The organism is Pedobacter sp. SYP-B3415, from assembly GCF_004138205.1.
Classification (GTDB): Bacteria; Bacteroidota; Bacteroidia; order Sphingobacteriales; family Sphingobacteriaceae; genus Pedobacter.
The window spans coordinates 161,605-178,540 of the sequence record NZ_RXNQ01000034.1; the positions used below are offsets into that span (position 1 = coordinate 161,605).

Sequence of the window (16,936 nt, forward strand, 5' to 3'; positions counted from 1 at the left end):
AGATCATGGCCGCAATAAATTTTTTTTCGGAAGATACCGCTTTCGTGCCTCAAAAAAAGCTGTTCCTGAAGCGGTGGATCAAAGGTTGTATTGAAGATGCGGGTTTTAAACCTAAGGAACTTAACTTCATTTTCTGTTCCGATCCCTATCTCCTTGTCATCAACAAGCAATACCTGCAGCATGATACGCTGACCGATATCATAACCTTCGACAATTCCCTGAAACCGAATGTGTTGTCGGGCGACATTTTCATCAGCATTGACCGTGTTCGTGAAAATGCCGAAACATTTGGTGTCTCAGTTTTTGACGAAATGTGTCGCATCATCATTCACGGAACACTGCACCTGCTGGGTTATAAAGACAAAACGAAAAAAGACAAGGCAGAAATGACCGCCATGGAAGACCGATGCCTTCAGAAGCGTACCGAAATATAATCTATGCCATCCATGAGCTTCTGATGCTCAGCTGCTATGACCTTTAGGCACCTTCGTTTCATAACTAAATGACCTGAAGCTGAGGCACCAGGAATGCATAACTCAGTTATATTGTCTATTTTTGTACGTTTTTAAAATAGACAGAATACATTGAGTACGTTAATTGCTGCAGAGAACTTAGGTCACGCCTATCACGACGAATGGTTGTTTAAAAATCTGACCCTTGGTATTCAGCCGGGACAGCGGGTTGCCCTTGTCGGAATAAATGGAGCGGGTAAAAGCACACTTTTAAAGTTGCTAGCCGAACGTTTTGAGCCATTGGAGGGGAAGATCGTCAAAAACAAATCGGTGCGGATTGGTTTTCTCGATCAGGATCCGCAGTTTAACGAAGCGTTTTCTATCAGCGATTTTATATTTTCCACCGAAAACCGGCAGCAGCAACTCATCAGAGAATATGAAGAATTGCTTGAGGATCCTGATCCTGATCAGGATAAACTTAATAAGCTTTACGAAGATTTGAGCGAGCACAATGCCTGGGAATTCGAACACCAGATCAAGACCATTTTAAGCAGAATGGGTATTCAACACCTTCAGCAAAAAGTAGGCACCTTGTCCGGTGGTCAGCGAAAGCGGCTTGCGCTTGCAAAACTGCTTATTGATGACCCCGATTTTCTTGTGTTAGATGAGCCAACAAACCATTTGGACATAGATACCATTGAATGGCTGGAAAAACTTCTTACCTCCGGGAACAAGACACTCCTGCTTGTTACACATGACCGTTACTTTCTGGACAATGTCTGCAATAGTATCGTTGAACTCGACCAGGGAAAGATGTATCGGTATGAAGGAAATTACGCTTATTTCCTGGAGCGAAAAGCTGAACGGGCGGCCTCTGAGGCAAGTTCACTTCAGAAGAATCAAAACCTGTTGAAGAAAGAACTGGAATGGATGAGACGGCAGCCACAGGCACGTGGAACAAAATCTCAGGCGCGGATCGATGCTTTCTACGATCTTGAAGAAAAAACCAAGCAAAAGTCTGCTAATCAACCTATTACGCTCAACATGAAGATGGCGAGGCAGGGTGGTAAGATCCTCGAACTGGACCATATATCAAAGTCATTCGATGAGCGTAACATCATTGACGATTTCTCTTACGTATTCAAGAAGGGGGATCGCATCGGTCTTGCTGGCAAGAATGGCACAGGTAAGTCTACCCTACTCAATTTGCTGACCGGGTCGTTGGATCCTGATCAGGGAAAAGTACATATTGGTGAAACAACTGTATTCGGTTATTACAGGCAAGGCGGCCTTATCTTCAATGAAAAAGATCGTGTTATTGATGTAGTTAAATCAACCGCTGAATATATTAAAATGGCAGATGGTTCGACCATCTCAGCATCTGCCCTTCTCACCCTGTTTTTGTTTCCGCCTAAGAAACAGTACGGTATGGTTGAGAAGCTAAGCGGCGGCGAACGGAAGCGCCTGCAACTGATGCGGGTACTTATGCAAAACCCTAATTTTCTGATTCTGGATGAGCCTACGAACGACCTGGATATCGACACATTGAATGTGCTGGAAGAGTTTCTCGAAAACTTCCCGGGTATCCTTATGCTGGTCTCCCACGACCGCTACCTTCTTGATAAAATGAGCGAACAATTGTTCATCATGGAAGGCGAAGGATCTGTGCGCATCTATAATGGGAACTATTCAGAATACAGGCTTAATCTGGAAGCGGCGAAGACGACCAAAGAAAAACCGAAACCGCCTGTCGCTTCAGCAGCAGTTACAACAGGTTCGCAAAAACTAAGCTTTAAGGAGCAGCAGGCTTTAGCTGAAGCTGAGAGGCGAATCGATGAGATCGAGATAGATCTGGCAAAGTTAAATACTGAATTGGAGCAGACCAATGGTTCAGACTTCCAGGCCATAGGGGATTTATCATTAAAAATAGATGAATTAAAAAGGGAGCTCGACGTTCAAACTGAACGCTGGATCGAGCTTTCTGAGAAATAAAGGTTCCACGTGGAACACAGTTATTTGTTTCACGTGGAACATTAATGCAATATGATGTTTCAGGAATATGATGTAATTGTAGTTGGTGCAGGTCATGCTGGCTGTGAAGCAGCTTCTGCGGCGGCGAATCTAGGTTCAAAGGTACTTCTCATAACAATGAATATGGGTACCATTGCTCAGATGAGCTGTAATCCAGCGATGGGTGGTGTAGCAAAGGGGCAGATAGTCCGCGAGATTGACGCTCTTGGCGGCATCTCTGGTATCATATCAGATAAGACAACAATACAGTTCCGCATGTTAAACAGGTCTAAAGGCCCGGCAATGTGGAGCCCACGTGCACAGATAGATCGAATGCGATTTGCCGAAGAATGGCGCTTAGCCCTTGAGGCAAATGCCAATATCGATATATGGCAGGATAATGTTGTGGGCATCCTTCTTGACGGCCAGCAGGTCTCTGGTGTCAAAACATCCCTTGGTATTGAGGTGCAAAGTAAGGCTGTCGTCTTAACAAACGGTACGTTTCTAAATGGTGTGATACACATCGGTGATAAGAAATTCGGTGGCGGGCGCACCGCTGAACGGGCATCTACAGGAATAACCGAGCAGCTGATCGAGCTGGGACTTGAAGCAGGCCGAATGAAGACCGGTACACCGCCGCGGGTAGATGGACGAAGTCTTGACTATTCCAAAATGGAAGAACAGTGGGGCGATGAAGAACGCTGTAAATTCAGCTTTACAGACACGCCACTTAGTAAGGACCAACGCTGCTGTTGGATTACATATACGAACGATCGGGTGCATGAAACATTGAAGGAAGGATTTGAAAAATCTCCAATGTTCACAGGCCGTATAAAGGGTCTTGGCCCCCGGTATTGCCCATCGATTGAGGATAAAATAAATAGATTTGCAGAACGCGATCGCCATCAAATTTTCGTTGAGCCGGAAGGCTGGAATACCTGCGAGATTTATGTGAATGGGTTTTCTACATCTCTGCCAGAAGATGTGCAGTTTAGAGCGCTTCGTAATATCCCCGGATTTGAGCAGGCAAAAATGTTCAGACCAGGCTACGCCATTGAATACGACTTCTTCCCTCCTACTCAATTACAGCTCACCCTTGAGACCAAGCAGATCAAAAACCTTTATCTTGCCGGTCAGATAAATGGCACGACGGGGTATGAAGAAGCCGCATGCCAGGGCTTCATTGCGGGTATAAATGCCCATCGCAGAATCGTCGACGCAGACGAAGTCATCCTTAAACGCTCTGAGAGTTACATCGGCGTGCTAATTGACGATCTTGTAACTAAGGGTACAGAGGAGCCCTATCGCATGTTTACGTCCAGGGCCGAACACCGGCTGCTGCTAAGGCAGGATAATGCAGATATAAGGCTAAGCGAAATAGGCCATCACCTCGGCTTGATAGATGATGACCGTCTTGCTAAAGTGAACAAGAAAATCCAGGCAGCTGATCACATTGTAGCTTATACCAGGAAAGAGAGTGTTACCCCTTCAGAAGCGAATGAGCTCTTGTCTGAACGGGAAACTTCACCGCTCACACAGAGCGTAAAACTTTGGAATGTCGTCAGCCGACCACAGGTCTCTCTTTCAGATATGGGTTCGGTTCACTCAGGTCTTCGCGAACTATTGAACGGGTACGATCAGGAGACGGTCGAACAAGCTGAAATAAAAATAAAGTATGATAGTTATTTTGAAAAAGAACTCGAGATAGTTACCAAGATGCAGCGCATGGAAGATAAAGAAATCAATCCAGATTTTGACTATAACACCATCGTATCCATATCAAAAGAAGCACGTGAAAAATTATTTAAGATAAAGCCCAGAACATTAGGTCAGGCGTCAAGAATTTCCGGAGTTTCGCCCTCAGATATATCAGTTCTTATGGTACATATTAATAAGTAACTGATAATCAGATAATTAGATGAATTTATTGCGACTTTATTTTATGCGATTTAAGGCCTTAAAAAATTTTAGAGATGATATTAATCCGAAATTATGTTCACGCGCTTAAAACGGCTTAAAATGCGAAAAAGCTATTTAAAATATTTTCCATTACTTTTAAGCGTTGTTTTTATGCTTCTGTTAGGTTGTGCAAGCATGCAAGCACCCCAGGGAGGCCCTCGTGATGAAAAGGCACCCAAGGTCGTGCGAATGGAACCAAAAGATCTGACAACGAATTTTAATGCTGAACGGGTCGTTATTGAATTTGATGAATATTTTAAATTGCAAAACCAGTTCAAGGAATTCTCCGTATCGCCCGAACTTGAGAAACCTCCTATCTTAAGAATTCGAGGAAGACGTCTGGAAATTCTATTTCAGGATAGCCTCGAAAAAAACACAACTTACACACTCAATTTCGGTAAAGCGATTGGCGACGTCAATGAAGGAAATACCGTTAATAATCTGACCTATGTATTTTCAACAGGATCGAAGCTGGACTCGCTAAGTATCTCGGGAAAGGTTACTGAAGCACTTACCGGCGAACCACCAAAAGAAGCATTGGTTTTTATACTGCCATTAAACAGGGATACAGTATTCGGAAAGGGCAAACCATCAATATTTACAACAACAGATAGTTCGGGAAACTTTAAATTAAGGAACCTGCGTGCCGATACCTATAAGATATACGCCATAAAGGAACAGGAAAATGGTGGTGATAAGGTTTATCAGCAGCTTAATGACCAGGTTGCATTTATAAAAGATCCCGTTAAACTTGATAAAAACATTGATAGTATCAGGCTTCAATTGTTTAAAGAAAATGCAGATGTTCTTCGTGTGCTTGAGCGTAAGATAAACAGCGATGGTTCTATACTTATCACCGTAAACCGACAGCTTAAAAAGCCAGCATTGACCATTACCGACCCTGCTGCACTTGATGCCAGAAAACTGACCCGCTTTAACCGCACGAACGACAGCGCGCGTGTCTGGTTAACAAATATGGATTTTGATTCGGTGGCAATCGCGCTTGTAGATACAGGTAAAGTTCTTCAAAATATCAGACTGACGAAGTCCAGAAACGCGAAATACGAACGCAACCTGCAGGCCTCAGATAATCTTAGCGGCGGTAAACTAAACTTTTACCGTCAATTGGAACTAACCTTCAACTTTCCTATTACCTCTGCAGATGCTTCCAAAATAACGCTTCAGGAAGATTCTACCAGACGTGCCAATTTCCAGTTGCAGAGAGATAGTGCTGATTTTCTGAAGTACAGAATTTCGTATCCATGGCGCACAAAACGTAAATACACCATCCGGTTTGCAGAAGGGGCATTCACGGCGATCTTCAATACACAAAATAAAGCATTCAGTAAAACATTCGAACTCGAACCAAAAGATAGTTATGGTACCCTTAGCCTATCTGTTCAGATTCCTGATACGAGCCGGAACTATATTGTACAGCTTGTTGACGAGAAAAAAGAAAATGTGCTCAGGGAAGATGTACTGAACCGCAATAAAACCATCCTCTACGCAAATTACGAAGCAAGAAATTACTTTGTACGCATTGTTTATGATCGAAACCGGAACGGAGTCTGGGATACCGGGAACGTAAAGTTGGGTATTCAGCCTGAACGTATTTTTCAGGTTGAAAAAGAAATGTCTATCAGAGCTAACTGGGACAGGAATGAAACGCTTGTCGTGCCTCCTGAATCGCCCTAGCGGAACCAGTCGGCATACATGACATAATTATCAGGGAGGCGCTCCAGCAAAGCCCGCTGCTCATCGGTAATGGGTTTTACCTTCCGGGCAGGCGTACCCGCATATAAAAAACCGCTTTCACACCGTGAATTTTCCAGGACCACAGAACCTGCCGCAATGATGACGAATGGCTCCACCACTGCGTGGTCCATCACAATTGCGCCCATTCCAATCAAAACATGGTCATTGATGATACAGCCATGAACAATAGCATTGTGGCCAACAGATACGCGATTGCCTATGGTGGTTGCAGCTTTTAAATATGTGGCATGGATAACCGCGCCATCCTGAATGTTTGTCTCTCTACCTATTATTATACTGTTAACATCTCCCCTGATCACGGCGTTGAACCAGACGGAGCAGTTATCTCCAATAATGACATGGCCTACAATTGTGGCATTCTCTGCAATAAATACATTCTCGCCCACTTTAGGGGACTTTTCTTTTACAGGCAAAATCAGTGGCATAACAATCAGATAACAGTGTCTTCGAGGACATCTGCGTGTTTTGGATAATCAGTTGTAAAATGAAGCCCACGGCTTTCCTTGCGCATCATAGCCGACTTGATGATCAGATAAGCAACCTGGATTACATTTCTTAATTCACATAACTTTACAGAGACCTTATTCTTTTTATAAAATTCTTCCGTTTCAGTATACAATAAATACAGCCGTCGGTGTGCACGATCAAGCCTGAAGTCAGACCTGACGATCCCGACATAATCACTCATGATTTTTTGCGTTTCACGAAGATTATGGGTAACCAGAATCTCTTCTTCTGATTGTGTAACGCCCTTTTCGTCCCATTCAGGTATGTTAGCCGGAACTGCTGTGCTGTCAAGTTTACGCACCGCGTCTTCAAAGATACGGTGTGCAAACACTGTTGCTTCAAGCAATGAATTCGACGCGAGCCTGTTAGCTCCATGTAGCCCGGTTGATGAGCATTCGCCACAGGCATAGAGGTTATTGATAGACGACCTGCCATATGCATCAACGAGGATCCCGCCGCACATGTAATGGGCAGCCGGCGTAACCGGAATATAATTCCTGGTCATATCAATCCCGATACTAAGGCATTTCTGGTAAATGTTCGGAAAATGTTGAAGAATATCTTCCTTAGACCGATGTGTGATATCAAGATAGACAAAATCTTCACCGGATTTCTTCATCTCCGCATCAATGGCCCGCGCAACGATATCCCTGGGTGCCAAAGATTTACGGGAATCGTACTCATGCATAAACTCTTCGCCATTTTTCCTCCTCAACACACCGCCAAAACCGCGAACAGCTTCAGAAATCAGGAATGATGGATACTCACCGGGATTATACAAAGCCGTGGGATGAAACTGGATAAATTCCATATTTCTGATTTTCCCCTTGGCCCGGTAAACCATCGCCATCCCATCGCCGGTGGCGATAACCGGGTTAGTTGTTGCCGAATACACATGTCCACATCCGCCGGAGGCTAAAATTGTTAATTTCGCACATATCTTTTCCACATGGTTATTCTCTGTGTTAAAGGCATATATGCCATAGCAGTTGATATCTGCTGTACGTTTATCCACAAATTCACCAAGGTGATGTTGTGTGATCAGCTCCAGGGCAAAGTAATGTGTTAATATCTCTATGTTCGGATGTGCATGAATCTGCCGCAATAAAACATTTTCAATTTCATACCCGGTAATGTCTTTATAATGCAGTACGCGATGCTCAGAATGGCCGCCTTCTTTTGCGAGATCATACGTGCCGGAATGGTTCCGGTCGAAGTTAATCCCGTAATCTATAATCTCTTGTATGCGCTGCGGACCTTCCTTCACAACGATTTCCACGATGCCTTCGTCGCACAATCCATCGCCGGCAACAAGCGTATCGGCAATGTGTTTTTCAAAGGAATCATCCTTATCAACCACCACAGCTACCCCACCCTGTGCATATTTAGTATTAGACTCGTCTTCATTTGATTTGGTAACGATGAGCACTTTTCCATGCTGCGCGGCTTTAAGTGCAAAATTTAATCCGGCTATGCCTGAACCAATTACCAGAAAATCGACTTCTCTCATTTAATAAAAATATAGGGTTTTTACACACCTGTTGAAAATATCTCCAAAAGTGTTGATTGTATGTCTAAATAAATAGAATAAAAACTTTTGAATGTTTAAAGCTAACCTAAATAGCTAATTTTGCACAAAATTACTGGTTATTTTTAAGCAGGATTAACACGGTAATTAACTTTTTCAGACCAACAAAATAATAAACATTCCGTTATTGATAAGTAAAACGCCCGAAGCAGATATACCTACAAATCAGCACAATGATTTGTCAGAAAAACGCCTGGGCTGTGGAAAACGTCTTGAAAACTTCATTAAACAAATTATTTCAGCATAATTTGTTAACACAACTAACACACTAATAAACCTTAAAAGGATTACTTAATTAAAATATTACTTATTTATTGAGACGTTGAAAATGGATACTTTAGCAGAAGTAAATCAGAAGGGATTTGTAGACGAATACATCGACCCGACACTTGATCTTTTTGCAGAGATCGAGCGGTTGAAAAAGGAAAAAAACGCAATCATTCTGGCTCACTATTATCAGGAGCCTGATATACAGGATATTGCAGACTATATAGGGGATAGTTTGGGTTTATCACAAGAGGCAGCAAAAACAGATGCCAGCATGATTGTGTTTGCAGGTGTACATTTCATGGCCGAGACGGCCAAGATCTTGTCGCCGGAAAAAAAGGTACTTTTGCCGGATGTAAAAGCTGGTTGCTCACTGGCAGACAGTTGTCCGCCGCACCTGTTCAGAAAGTTCAGGGAAAAGTATCCGGATCACCTGGTCATCACTTATGTGAATTGTACGGCTGAGCTGAAAGCGTTAAGTGACATTGTTTGCACTAGTACGAACGCGGTGCAGATTGTTGAAAGTCTGCCAAAAGATCAGAAGATCATTTTTGGTCCGGATAGAAACCTCGGTGCCTATGTTGCTAAAAAGACAGGCCGCGATCTGGTGCTTTGGAATGGTGCGTGTATGGTGCACGAAATCTTTTCGCAGGAGAAGATTACGCGGTTAAGGGAACGTCATCCGGCGGCAAAGTTCATTGCGCATCCGGAATGTGAAGAAGTGGTCCTGCAGATGGCCGACTATGTAGGTTCCACTACCGGCCTTCTGAAATACACCATTAACAGTGAAGCTACAGAATTTATCGTGGCCACTGAGAGCGGAATTATACACCAGATGGAGAAGGCAAACCCCGGAAAAACATTTATTCCGGCGCCGCCCAATAACAGCTGCGCCTGTAACGACTGTCCCTACATGAAAAGAAATACGCTGGAAAAGCTGTATTTGTGTATAAAGAATGAATATCCCGAGGTAACTGTACCGGAGGAAATAATTGAACGCGCCAGGCTGCCGATTGAACGAATGCTCGATATATCAGCGCAGCTGGGACTTTAGAATAAAGCTATGTTTGAAAATAGTGAAAGAACGGAAATAAATAAATTAGGCGAATTTGGTCTCATCAAACACCTTACGAAGCATTTCGGGATTGAAAGCGACCATTCTGTGAAGGGTGTCGGCGATGATGCGGCTGTGCTTGACTCAAAAGGTCTCAGAACGCTTGTGTCTACCGATCTTCTTATGGAAGGCATCCACTTCGACCTTACCTATGTTCCGCTTGTTCACCTCGGTTATAAGGCCGTACAGGTCAACCTGAGTGATATCTATGCCATGAACGGGCACGCCACGCAGATAACCGTTTCAATAGCCCTGTCGAGCCGGTTTCCCCTTGAGGCTGTTGAAGAAATATACAAGGGCATCGGCCTTGCGTGTAAAAAATTCGGCATTGACCTGGTGGGCGGCGACACATCCTCAAGCAAACAGGGACTCGTCATAAGCATCACAAGTATCGGTTATGCAGAAGAGGAAAATATCACCTACCGCAGCGGTGCAAAGGAACATGATCTGATCTGTGTTTCCGGTGATTTAGGCGCTGCATACCTCGGCTTGCAGATACTGGAACGCGAAAAGCAGATTTACCTGGAAAACCCGCAGATTCAGCCGGATCTTGAAGGCAAAGATTATCTCATCGAGCGTCAGCTCAAGCCCGAAGCACGTCGCGACATTGTAGCACTGCTGGCTGATCTGAAGATAAAACCAACGTCGATGATTGATGTATCTGACGGACTTGCCTCAGAACTTCTTCACCTGGCAGATCAAAGTAATGTAGGCGTGACCATTTACGAGGAGAAGATACCGCTTGACCCGATGACCTATGAAACTGCGCGTGAACTTGGACTCGATCCAACCGTATGTGCGCTGAGCGGCGGCGAAGATTACGAGCTTTTATTCACGATAAGTCAGGAAGATTATGCAAAACTGAAGCATGATGTGGATGTGACTGTCATTGGACACATCACAGACAAAAATTCGGGTGCTAAGATGATTTCCAAATCAGAAAAAGTACACGAATTAAAAGCGCAGGGCTGGAATGCCTTTAAACCAAAAACTACGCAGGAGTAATCTTACTCCTGCTCAAAACCAAGATATTTGGCGTCGAGCTGTTTGCTGGTTTTAGCGCCAAGTTTTTTGATCTTTTCGGCCGTCGATGACATATTTCCGTTTCCGGTCGATAGTTTGCTCATCGCCTTCTCGTGTGCATCCTGACTTTGTTTTAGATATTTACTTACAGACTCCATATCCGTTACAAAACCCGTAAACTTATCATACAGGGCGCCTCCGAGCCTGGCGATCTCCAGTACATTCCGTGTCTGCCTTTCCTGCCGCCAAATACTGGCAATGGTGCGCAATGTGGCAAGCAGGGTTGAGGGACTTACAATCACAACACGCCGTTCCCAGGCAAAGTTGAACAGGCCGGCATCCTGTGCAACGGCTAAACCAAATGAAGATTCGATCGGGATAAACAGAAGAACAAAATCGGGTGTATCAATCTGGTACAGATCCTGGTAATTTTTTGAGGCCAGTTGTTGTATATGAGTCCGAACAGAAAGCACATGCTGCCGGGTAAAAGCCTCCCGCAGGTCCTCGGTTTCTGAAGATACAGCCTGTTCATAGGCAATAAGTGAAACTTTCGAATCGATTACCAGGTGTTTTTCTCCGGGAAGATCTACAATAACGTCCGGCTGCAGTCGGCCGCCGTTTTCCTGGCTGAAGCTCGCTTGTATACGGTATTCCCGGTCTCGCACAAGTCCGGAGCTTTCCAGCACCCGTTCCAGTATAACCTCCCCCCAGTTGCCCTGTTTCTTGTTATCGCCCTTCAGCGCTTTGGTGAGATTTGTTGCATCTTCCTGAATCTGCCGGCTTTGTTCCATGAGCTGACCAATTACGCCCTTAAGTACATTACGCTCGTCTGATTCGGCCTTGTATACTCTGTCTACCTTTTCCTCGAATGCCCGTATGTTTTCTTTTAGCGGGTTCAGAACCCGTTCAAGATTATCTTTACTTTGAAGGGCAAACCTCGCGGATTTGTCTTCGAGAAGCTTGTTTGCGATTACTTCAAACTCATTTTTCATTTGTAATCTGAGGTCGCTCGTATTCTTCTCCTGGACTGCAAATTTTTCGCGTTCAGCAGCCAATGCCGCTTCTGCACTGATGGCCCGGCTGCGTTCCCTGAGCAGTTCAGCCTGCGTTGAGGTTAGGCTGGTTTTTAGCTGTTCTTTTTCCTGGTGCACCAATGCCAAAGTTTCGCGGTGCGACTGTGTATGCTGGTCAAGGATGGCCGTGATGTTGATCTTATCTTCTGCGGGCTTCTTAAGCAAAAGTATTACCAATAAAATGAGAAAAATAACAAGTATGGCAATGATGTAGCTTTCCATTTGCTAAATTTTTTATCAAATTTAGCGAAATATATGCAGAGTAGACTTAACAAAAAGCGCTGCGCTAAATTGTCAGGCTGTGCGGTATCTGATACAGCCAGATATGAAAAGCTGTCTTTGCGTTTTAGAAAGCGAAAAATTGTTTTGCAACATTTTGGTTAGACTAGCCAAACGCTAAACCTGGCCCGGTGCGGGCATATAGGAATATATCTATACAAATCACGGGAAGCAACAGGCGTGTTCAGCGGCCTGATTGCACCTAAGGTAGAGGTTGCAAAGTCTGAAGCATATCCGTAAATGTGCCCGGATGCCTGCCCGGATACAACGATTTATCTCCCGGAAATTGTCTTAGTGCCCGGCATATTACACTATTTAAAATTACAATCAGCCTACCGGCTATTGGCCCAATGGTTTGTGATTTACAAATCGCTGAAAGTCAGGAACGCTTTTTGATATCGTTTGAAATGAAAAGAGATAGATAGAATGGGAACATATTTGATTTTAATTATTCCGGTACTTCTGATCAGCATGTTTGTACAATGGCGTTTCAGAAGCAGGTTTTCTAAATATGCAGAAATGCAGCTGAACAGTGGGATGTCAGGTAAAGAAGTAGCTGAGAAGATGCTTGCAGACAATGGCATTTACGATGTAAAAGTGATGAGTACCGAAGGGCAGTTGACAGATCATTATAATCCGGCCAACAAAACTGTTAATTTAAGTACTGATGTTTATCACGGGCGCAGTGTGGCTGCCGCAGCTGTTGCAGCACATGAATGCGGTCATGCCGTTCAGCACGCGCGTGCATATGGCTGGCTGCAATTCAGATCCAGTATGGTTCCGGTGGTGAGCATATCATCAAACCTGTTGCAATGGGTATTGCTGCTCGGTGTATTGCTGCTTGCTTTCGCAAATACCCCTGTAGTTCTTGCAATTGGTGTTTTGGGACTGGCGCTTGTAACCATATTCAGTTTCATTACCCTGCCTGTTGAATTTGATGCCAGCAACAGGGCACTCGCCTGGTTACGAAATAACAACAGCGTGATGCAAACATCAGAAGAAAATAAACAAGCGAAAGATGCCCTTTGGTGGGCCGCTATGACTTATGTTGTAGCAGCTTTGGGTGCGCTGGCCAACTTGCTTTATTATGCTTCGATGCTTTTTGCCGGACGAAGCCGCGACTAAATGTTGTTAAAACAAACAAGAAGGGAGCAGTTGCTCCCTTTTTTAGTGGATTTTTGCCTGCTTCAGCGGGCTGGCCGCTGTTGTATTTCTCATGAAAAAGACCGCATCAAACAATTCGTTCAATTTAACCTGGTCAACTGTGGTCTTTCCGCTTTTTGGCGTGTAGCCGAAAAACGAAACGGACGCTTTTCATTTCGGGGGGAGCTTATCATGATAGGTATGTTATTAACCAAATAACAATAAGCGCAGAAGTACATGCTACTTTCTAATCAAAGGTTGATAAGTCTTATAACCAGGAATTGCTTAAACGAATGCGAAACAGTTGCGGTTAGTTTAGCCGGTACGGTGCAATCAGATTAAATTTCGGAATTTCCACGTGGAACGCATATTCATCAACAGGGCGCACCATTTCATATTCACCTTCCATAAAACCGATGTCGGTTTTAAGATTTGACCCGGATACATAGGCATGCACCTGGCCAGGCTGAATAACGGGCTGGATACCAACTACACCCTCACCCTCAACGGTTCGTTTTTCACGATTAGAATCAAAGATATACCATTTACGCCGAAGCAACTGGATAGCATGCTCCGTACAGTTTTCAATCTCAATCCTGTAGGCAAACATGAAATGTTCGTTCGCCGGATTGGAGTATTCTGGTTGGTAAACGGTTTCTACAGAAACTCTTACGCCTGCGGTAGTGAGTGTGACCATGCGGAAGCTAATTTATAGAATAACAAAATAAATATCAAACAGGTTGTAGAAGCGTGCAATTATTTGCGTAGGTGCCTGAAATATCAGCTAATAACTGATAAATGGTGGCCAGGTCCAGCTCGCTTACCAGTTTCATCCGGTATGGTTTGAAATCGGGAAGGCCTTTAAAATAGTTCGCATAGTGCCTGCGCATTTCAAGTATGCCTGTACGCTCGCCCTTCCATTGCACAGATTTTTCAAGATGCGTGCGGCATGCATCAATTCTTTCCTGCAGGGTGGGGCCGGCAAGCCGTTCGCCTGTTTCGAAGAAATGTTTGACTTCGCGAAAGATCCACGGATAACCGATAGCAGCACGCCCGATCATGATACCATCAACTTCATATTCGAGGCGCCAGTTAGCAGCTTTCTCGGGGCTGTCTATATCACCGTTGCCAAAAATCGGAATTTTTATACGGGGATTTCGTTTAACCTCCCTGATCAATGACCAGTCTGCCTGCCCTTTATACAACTGGGCCCGGGTTCGACCATGAATAGCCAGCGCCTGGATACCTACATCCTGAAGGCGTTCCGCTACCTCGTACACATTTTTCGTATTGTCGTCCCAGCCAAGGCGCGTTTTTACCGTGACCGGAAGGTTCGTCGCTTTTACTACCTCTGCAGTCATCCTGACCATTTTTGGAATGTCCTGCAGCAGACTCGAGCCCGCACCTTTACAAACAACGGCCTTTACCGGACAACCATAATTGATGTCGATCAGATCGGGTCCCGCCTGCGCAGCTATTTCGGTAGCTTCGCGCATATGGTCAATATCACCGCCAAATATCTGAATGCCAACGGGGCGCTCGTATTCAAATACATCCAGTTTTTGTTTACTTTTTGCGGCATCACGGATCAATCCCTCTGAGGAAATAAACTCGGTATACATCAGGTCGGCACCATTCTGCTTGCATACATAACGAAAAGGCGGATCACTTACATCCTCCATTGGCGCAAGCAACAAAGGGAAAGCTCCCAAATCTATATTTCCGATCTTAACCGACATTGGCTATCTTACTGCGATTTTTAAAAAACGATACAAAGGTACGAATTATGAATTTTCTGCGGCCAATCAGGCCAGAGTCCCATCCCCTTTTGCAGCTACTTTTACTTTTAGGTTACGCGATCGGCGGTGGAGTTACTTTTACCCTGCTAACCTTTTTGCTTATTCTACCTCTGTATGGAATGGGTGTCCTGGAAAGCCTGATGGCAAATGATCTGAAAGGCAGTACTACAGACGCCCTAAAAATTTTGCAGGCTGCCAGCACCATTGGCGTATTTGTGTTTCCCGCAATGCTGCTTGCAAAAACTGAGCGCAGAAAAGTCAGCGACTTTTACCATTTCCAAAAGTTGCAGCCGAAAATACTCTTTCTGATTTTGCTCATTATGGTTGCCGCCCTTCCGCTGATGGAATATGTTACGCTTTGGAACCAAAAGATGGTGCTGCCTGATAGCCTGGAGTGGCTCGAAAGCTGGATGCGGCGAAAGGAAGATGAGGCCATGGAAGTTACGCTGGCTCTGATCAGTGCCAAGACTATCGCAGGCTTACTTGTTAACATCCTGGTCATCGCGGTCCTGCCGGGTATCGGCGAAGAACTCATGTTTAGAGGAGCTGTTCAGCGCTCCTTCGGGCGGGCTTTCAGAAACACGCACCTGGTTATCTGGATTACAGCATTTATTTTCAGCGCCATTCATATGCAGTTTTATGGATTTCTGCCACGGCTGCTCCTCGGCGCGGGCTTCGGTTACATTTACGTGTGGACAGGAAACCTCTGGTACGCCATGTTCGCACACTTTCTGAACAATGCTTATTCTGTTACTGTTGCCTATATTATGCAAAAACAGGGGCATTCGCTGCGCGAAATTGATCAATCTGCATATTTTGCCTGGTGGGCTTATGTGATAAGTTTAATATTAACCATAGCTTTGTTCTGGAATTTAAAAGTTCAGGGAAATAAGCGTGGAACAGAATTGGATCAAAGTTTACACAACGACGAACATTTACGCAGCAGAGATATTGAAGCAGGGTCTTAACGAGGCAAATATACCCGCCGTGCTTATCAATAAACAGCTTGCAGCTTATCACTTTGGTGAAGTGAATGTATTGGTACATCCCGATCATTTTAACCAGGCAATTGAGTACATTTTAGAAAACGAAATCCAATAAGCGAGCATGAAAACCAGGGCGGTGACCGCATTTTTTTTCACCCTTGTGATGCTTGCATCAATTTTTTCTGGAGGTTATGCATTCAGTGCATTTTACCTTGTTTTGAGCATCCTTACTTTATTTGAATTCTATAAGCTCGTAAAAACATCAGGTATACGTCCGCACCGGAATATCGGTCTTATGGCCGGTGTACTTATTTTCCTGATGGCCGCCGGGCTCCACTACCTGGAATATGATACCAAATATCTGTTTTTATGTATCCCGCTGGTCTTTTCTGTATTTATCCTTGAACTATATAAAAAAAACAAAATTCCCTTTGCCAACATTTCTTACACTTTTGTGGGTTTCATTTATGTAACGGTACCTTTTTGTTTTTTCCACGCTTTAGGATTTTTGGAGGATTGGCAAACCTATAACTTCCACCTGCCCCTGGCCTTTCTGCTGATGTTGTGGGGGAATGATACCGGCGCATACCTGTTTGGCGTTAAGTACGGCAAAAGAAAACTGTTTGAACGGCATTCACCTAAAAAATCCTGGGAAGGTTTCTTTGGCGGGTTGTTTACCAGCGCGCTTGTTGCCTTTATCTTGTCCAGGTTCTTCCCTGAACACGGTACGGCTGTATGGATCGGTATGGCAGTCCTGATCGGTTGTTTCGGCACAATCGGCGATCTGGTAGAGTCGATGCTGAAAAGAAGTCTTGATGCAAAAGACTCCGGCGGTCTTCTTCCCGGTCACGGCGGCCTTCTAGACCGTTTTGACGGTCTGCTTCTCGCTGCACCGGTCGTTTATGCTTATTTATATCTGATCAAATATTGAAACCGGGCCTGGGCGCCCTGATCCCCTTT

General features: G+C 44.5%; 15 protein-coding genes. 10 read left to right on the forward strand and 5 right to left on the reverse strand.

Features of this window, described 5'->3' with window-relative positions:
• Positions 1–5 precede the first annotated feature (5 nt).
• The 4 genes from ybeY (at position 6) to EJV45_RS15615 (ending at position 6,116) form a co-directional block, all read left to right on the forward strand.
• Entirely contained in the window at positions 6–434 is a 429-nt protein-coding gene (ybeY, locus tag EJV45_RS15600; RefSeq protein ID WP_129717039.1) for an rRNA maturation RNase YbeY, read from the forward strand.
• Between the two features lie 150 nt (positions 435–584).
• Positions 585–2,444, forward strand: a complete 1,860-nt coding sequence (locus tag EJV45_RS15605) for an ABC-F family ATP-binding cassette domain-containing protein (RefSeq protein WP_129717041.1) — start codon at positions 585–587, stop codon at positions 2,442–2,444.
• Positions 2,445–2,498: 54 nt separating this feature from the next.
• Positions 2,499–4,361, forward strand: a complete 1,863-nt coding sequence (gene mnmG / locus EJV45_RS15610) for a tRNA uridine-5-carboxymethylaminomethyl(34) synthesis enzyme MnmG (protein WP_129717293.1) — start codon at positions 2,499–2,501, stop codon at positions 4,359–4,361.
• 171 nt (positions 4,362–4,532) lie between these two features.
• Positions 4,533–6,116, forward strand: coding sequence for an Ig-like domain-containing protein (locus EJV45_RS15615; RefSeq protein WP_370291443.1), 1,584 nt, complete (start codon positions 4,533–4,535; stop codon positions 6,114–6,116).
• On the opposite strand, the gene EJV45_RS15620 is transcribed toward EJV45_RS15615, so the two are convergent.
• Positions 6,113–6,622: a gamma carbonic anhydrase family protein gene (locus EJV45_RS15620; protein WP_129717045.1), complete on the reverse strand. Its 510-nt coding sequence runs from the start codon at positions 6,620–6,622 to the stop codon at positions 6,113–6,115. The two genes, EJV45_RS15615 and EJV45_RS15620, sit on opposite strands and share 4 nt — an antisense overlap.
• A gap of 5 nt (positions 6,623–6,627) precedes the next feature.
• Entirely contained in the window at positions 6,628–8,214 is a 1,587-nt protein-coding gene (gene nadB / locus EJV45_RS15625; RefSeq protein WP_129717048.1) for an L-aspartate oxidase, read from the reverse strand.
• Positions 8,215–8,620: 406 nt separating this feature from the next.
• On the opposite strand from nadB, the gene nadA reads away from it, so the two are divergent.
• Positions 8,621–9,613 (forward strand): quinolinate synthase NadA, encoded by a 993-nt coding sequence (gene nadA / locus EJV45_RS15630; protein WP_129717050.1) that lies wholly within the window; start codon positions 8,621–8,623, stop codon positions 9,611–9,613.
• A 9-nt stretch (positions 9,614–9,622) separates the two neighbouring features.
• Positions 9,623–10,678 carry a thiamine-phosphate kinase gene (gene thiL, locus EJV45_RS15635; RefSeq protein WP_129717052.1) on the forward strand — a complete coding sequence of 352 codons (1,056 nt, stop codon included), beginning with the start codon at positions 9,623–9,625 and terminating at the stop codon, positions 10,676–10,678.
• Positions 10,679–10,680: 2 nt separating this feature from the next.
• Here thiL and EJV45_RS15640 read toward each other — a convergent pair whose 3' ends face one another.
• On the reverse strand, positions 10,681–11,991 hold the full coding sequence (locus tag EJV45_RS15640) for a DNA recombination protein RmuC (RefSeq protein ID WP_129717055.1): 1,311 nt from the start codon (positions 11,989–11,991) through the stop codon (positions 10,681–10,683).
• Positions 11,992–12,474: 483 nt separating this feature from the next.
• On the opposite strand from EJV45_RS15640, the gene EJV45_RS15645 reads away from it, so the two are divergent.
• Positions 12,475–13,173 (forward strand): zinc metallopeptidase, encoded by a 699-nt coding sequence (locus EJV45_RS15645; protein ID WP_129717057.1) that lies wholly within the window; start codon positions 12,475–12,477, stop codon positions 13,171–13,173.
• A gap of 328 nt (positions 13,174–13,501) precedes the next feature.
• On the opposite strand, the gene apaG is transcribed toward EJV45_RS15645, so the two are convergent.
• Together apaG and dusB are read right to left on the reverse strand one after the other, a co-directional pair.
• Complete coding sequence (apaG, locus tag EJV45_RS15650) at positions 13,502–13,888, reverse strand: Co2+/Mg2+ efflux protein ApaG (protein WP_129717059.1); 387 nt, start codon at positions 13,886–13,888, stop codon at positions 13,502–13,504.
• A gap of 34 nt (positions 13,889–13,922) precedes the next feature.
• Positions 13,923–14,930 (reverse strand): tRNA dihydrouridine synthase DusB, encoded by a 1,008-nt coding sequence (dusB, locus tag EJV45_RS15655; protein WP_129717061.1) that lies wholly within the window; start codon positions 14,928–14,930, stop codon positions 13,923–13,925.
• Positions 14,931–15,085: 155 nt separating this feature from the next.
• On the opposite strand from dusB, the gene EJV45_RS15660 reads away from it, so the two are divergent.
• Genes EJV45_RS15660 through EJV45_RS15670 form a run of 3 tightly spaced genes read left to right on the forward strand, consistent with a single transcriptional unit; the run spans position 15,086 to position 16,907 of the window.
• Positions 15,086–15,958: a CPBP family intramembrane glutamic endopeptidase gene (locus EJV45_RS15660; RefSeq protein ID WP_240755303.1), complete on the forward strand. Its 873-nt coding sequence runs from the start codon at positions 15,086–15,088 to the stop codon at positions 15,956–15,958.
• Positions 15,885–16,091, forward strand: coding sequence for a putative signal transducing protein (locus EJV45_RS15665; protein WP_165305070.1), 207 nt, complete (start codon positions 15,885–15,887; stop codon positions 16,089–16,091). Before EJV45_RS15660 ends, EJV45_RS15665 begins: the two co-directional genes overlap by 74 nt.
• Before the next feature lie 6 nt (positions 16,092–16,097).
• A complete protein-coding gene (locus tag EJV45_RS15670) occupies positions 16,098–16,907 on the forward strand; it encodes a phosphatidate cytidylyltransferase (RefSeq protein ID WP_129717065.1) in 810 nt (269 codons plus the stop codon).
• Positions 16,908–16,936 lie beyond the last annotated feature (29 nt).

What these genes read in the sequence shown, in the direction of transcription:
- ybeY (WP_129717039.1), top strand. Translation starts at nt 6, where the DNA reads ATGGCCGCAATAAATTTTTTTTCGGAAGATACCGCTTTCGTGCCTCAA.
- mnmG (WP_129717293.1), top strand. Translation starts at nt 2,499, where the DNA reads ATGTTTCAGGAATATGATGTAATTGTAGTTGGTGCAGGTCATGCTGGC.
- EJV45_RS15615 (WP_370291443.1), top strand. Translation starts at nt 4,533, where the DNA reads ATGCTTCTGTTAGGTTGTGCAAGCATGCAAGCACCCCAGGGAGGCCCT.
- EJV45_RS15620 (WP_129717045.1), bottom strand. Translation starts at nt 6,622, where the DNA reads ATGCCACTGATTTTGCCTGTAAAAGAAAAGTCCCCTAAAGTGGGCGAG.
- nadB (WP_129717048.1), bottom strand. Translation starts at nt 8,214, where the DNA reads ATGAGAGAAGTCGATTTTCTGGTAATTGGTTCAGGCATAGCCGGATTA.
- nadA (WP_129717050.1), top strand. Translation starts at nt 8,621, where the DNA reads ATGGATACTTTAGCAGAAGTAAATCAGAAGGGATTTGTAGACGAATAC.
- thiL (WP_129717052.1), top strand. Translation starts at nt 9,623, where the DNA reads ATGTTTGAAAATAGTGAAAGAACGGAAATAAATAAATTAGGCGAATTT.
- EJV45_RS15640 (WP_129717055.1), bottom strand. Translation starts at nt 11,991, where the DNA reads ATGGAAAGCTACATCATTGCCATACTTGTTATTTTTCTCATTTTATTG.
- EJV45_RS15645 (WP_129717057.1), top strand. Translation starts at nt 12,475, where the DNA reads ATGGGAACATATTTGATTTTAATTATTCCGGTACTTCTGATCAGCATG.
- apaG (WP_129717059.1), bottom strand. Translation starts at nt 13,888, where the DNA reads ATGGTCACACTCACTACCGCAGGCGTAAGAGTTTCTGTAGAAACCGTT.
- dusB (WP_129717061.1), bottom strand. Translation starts at nt 14,930, where the DNA reads ATGTCGGTTAAGATCGGAAATATAGATTTGGGAGCTTTCCCTTTGTTG.
- EJV45_RS15670 (WP_129717065.1), top strand. Translation starts at nt 16,098, where the DNA reads ATGAAAACCAGGGCGGTGACCGCATTTTTTTTCACCCTTGTGATGCTT.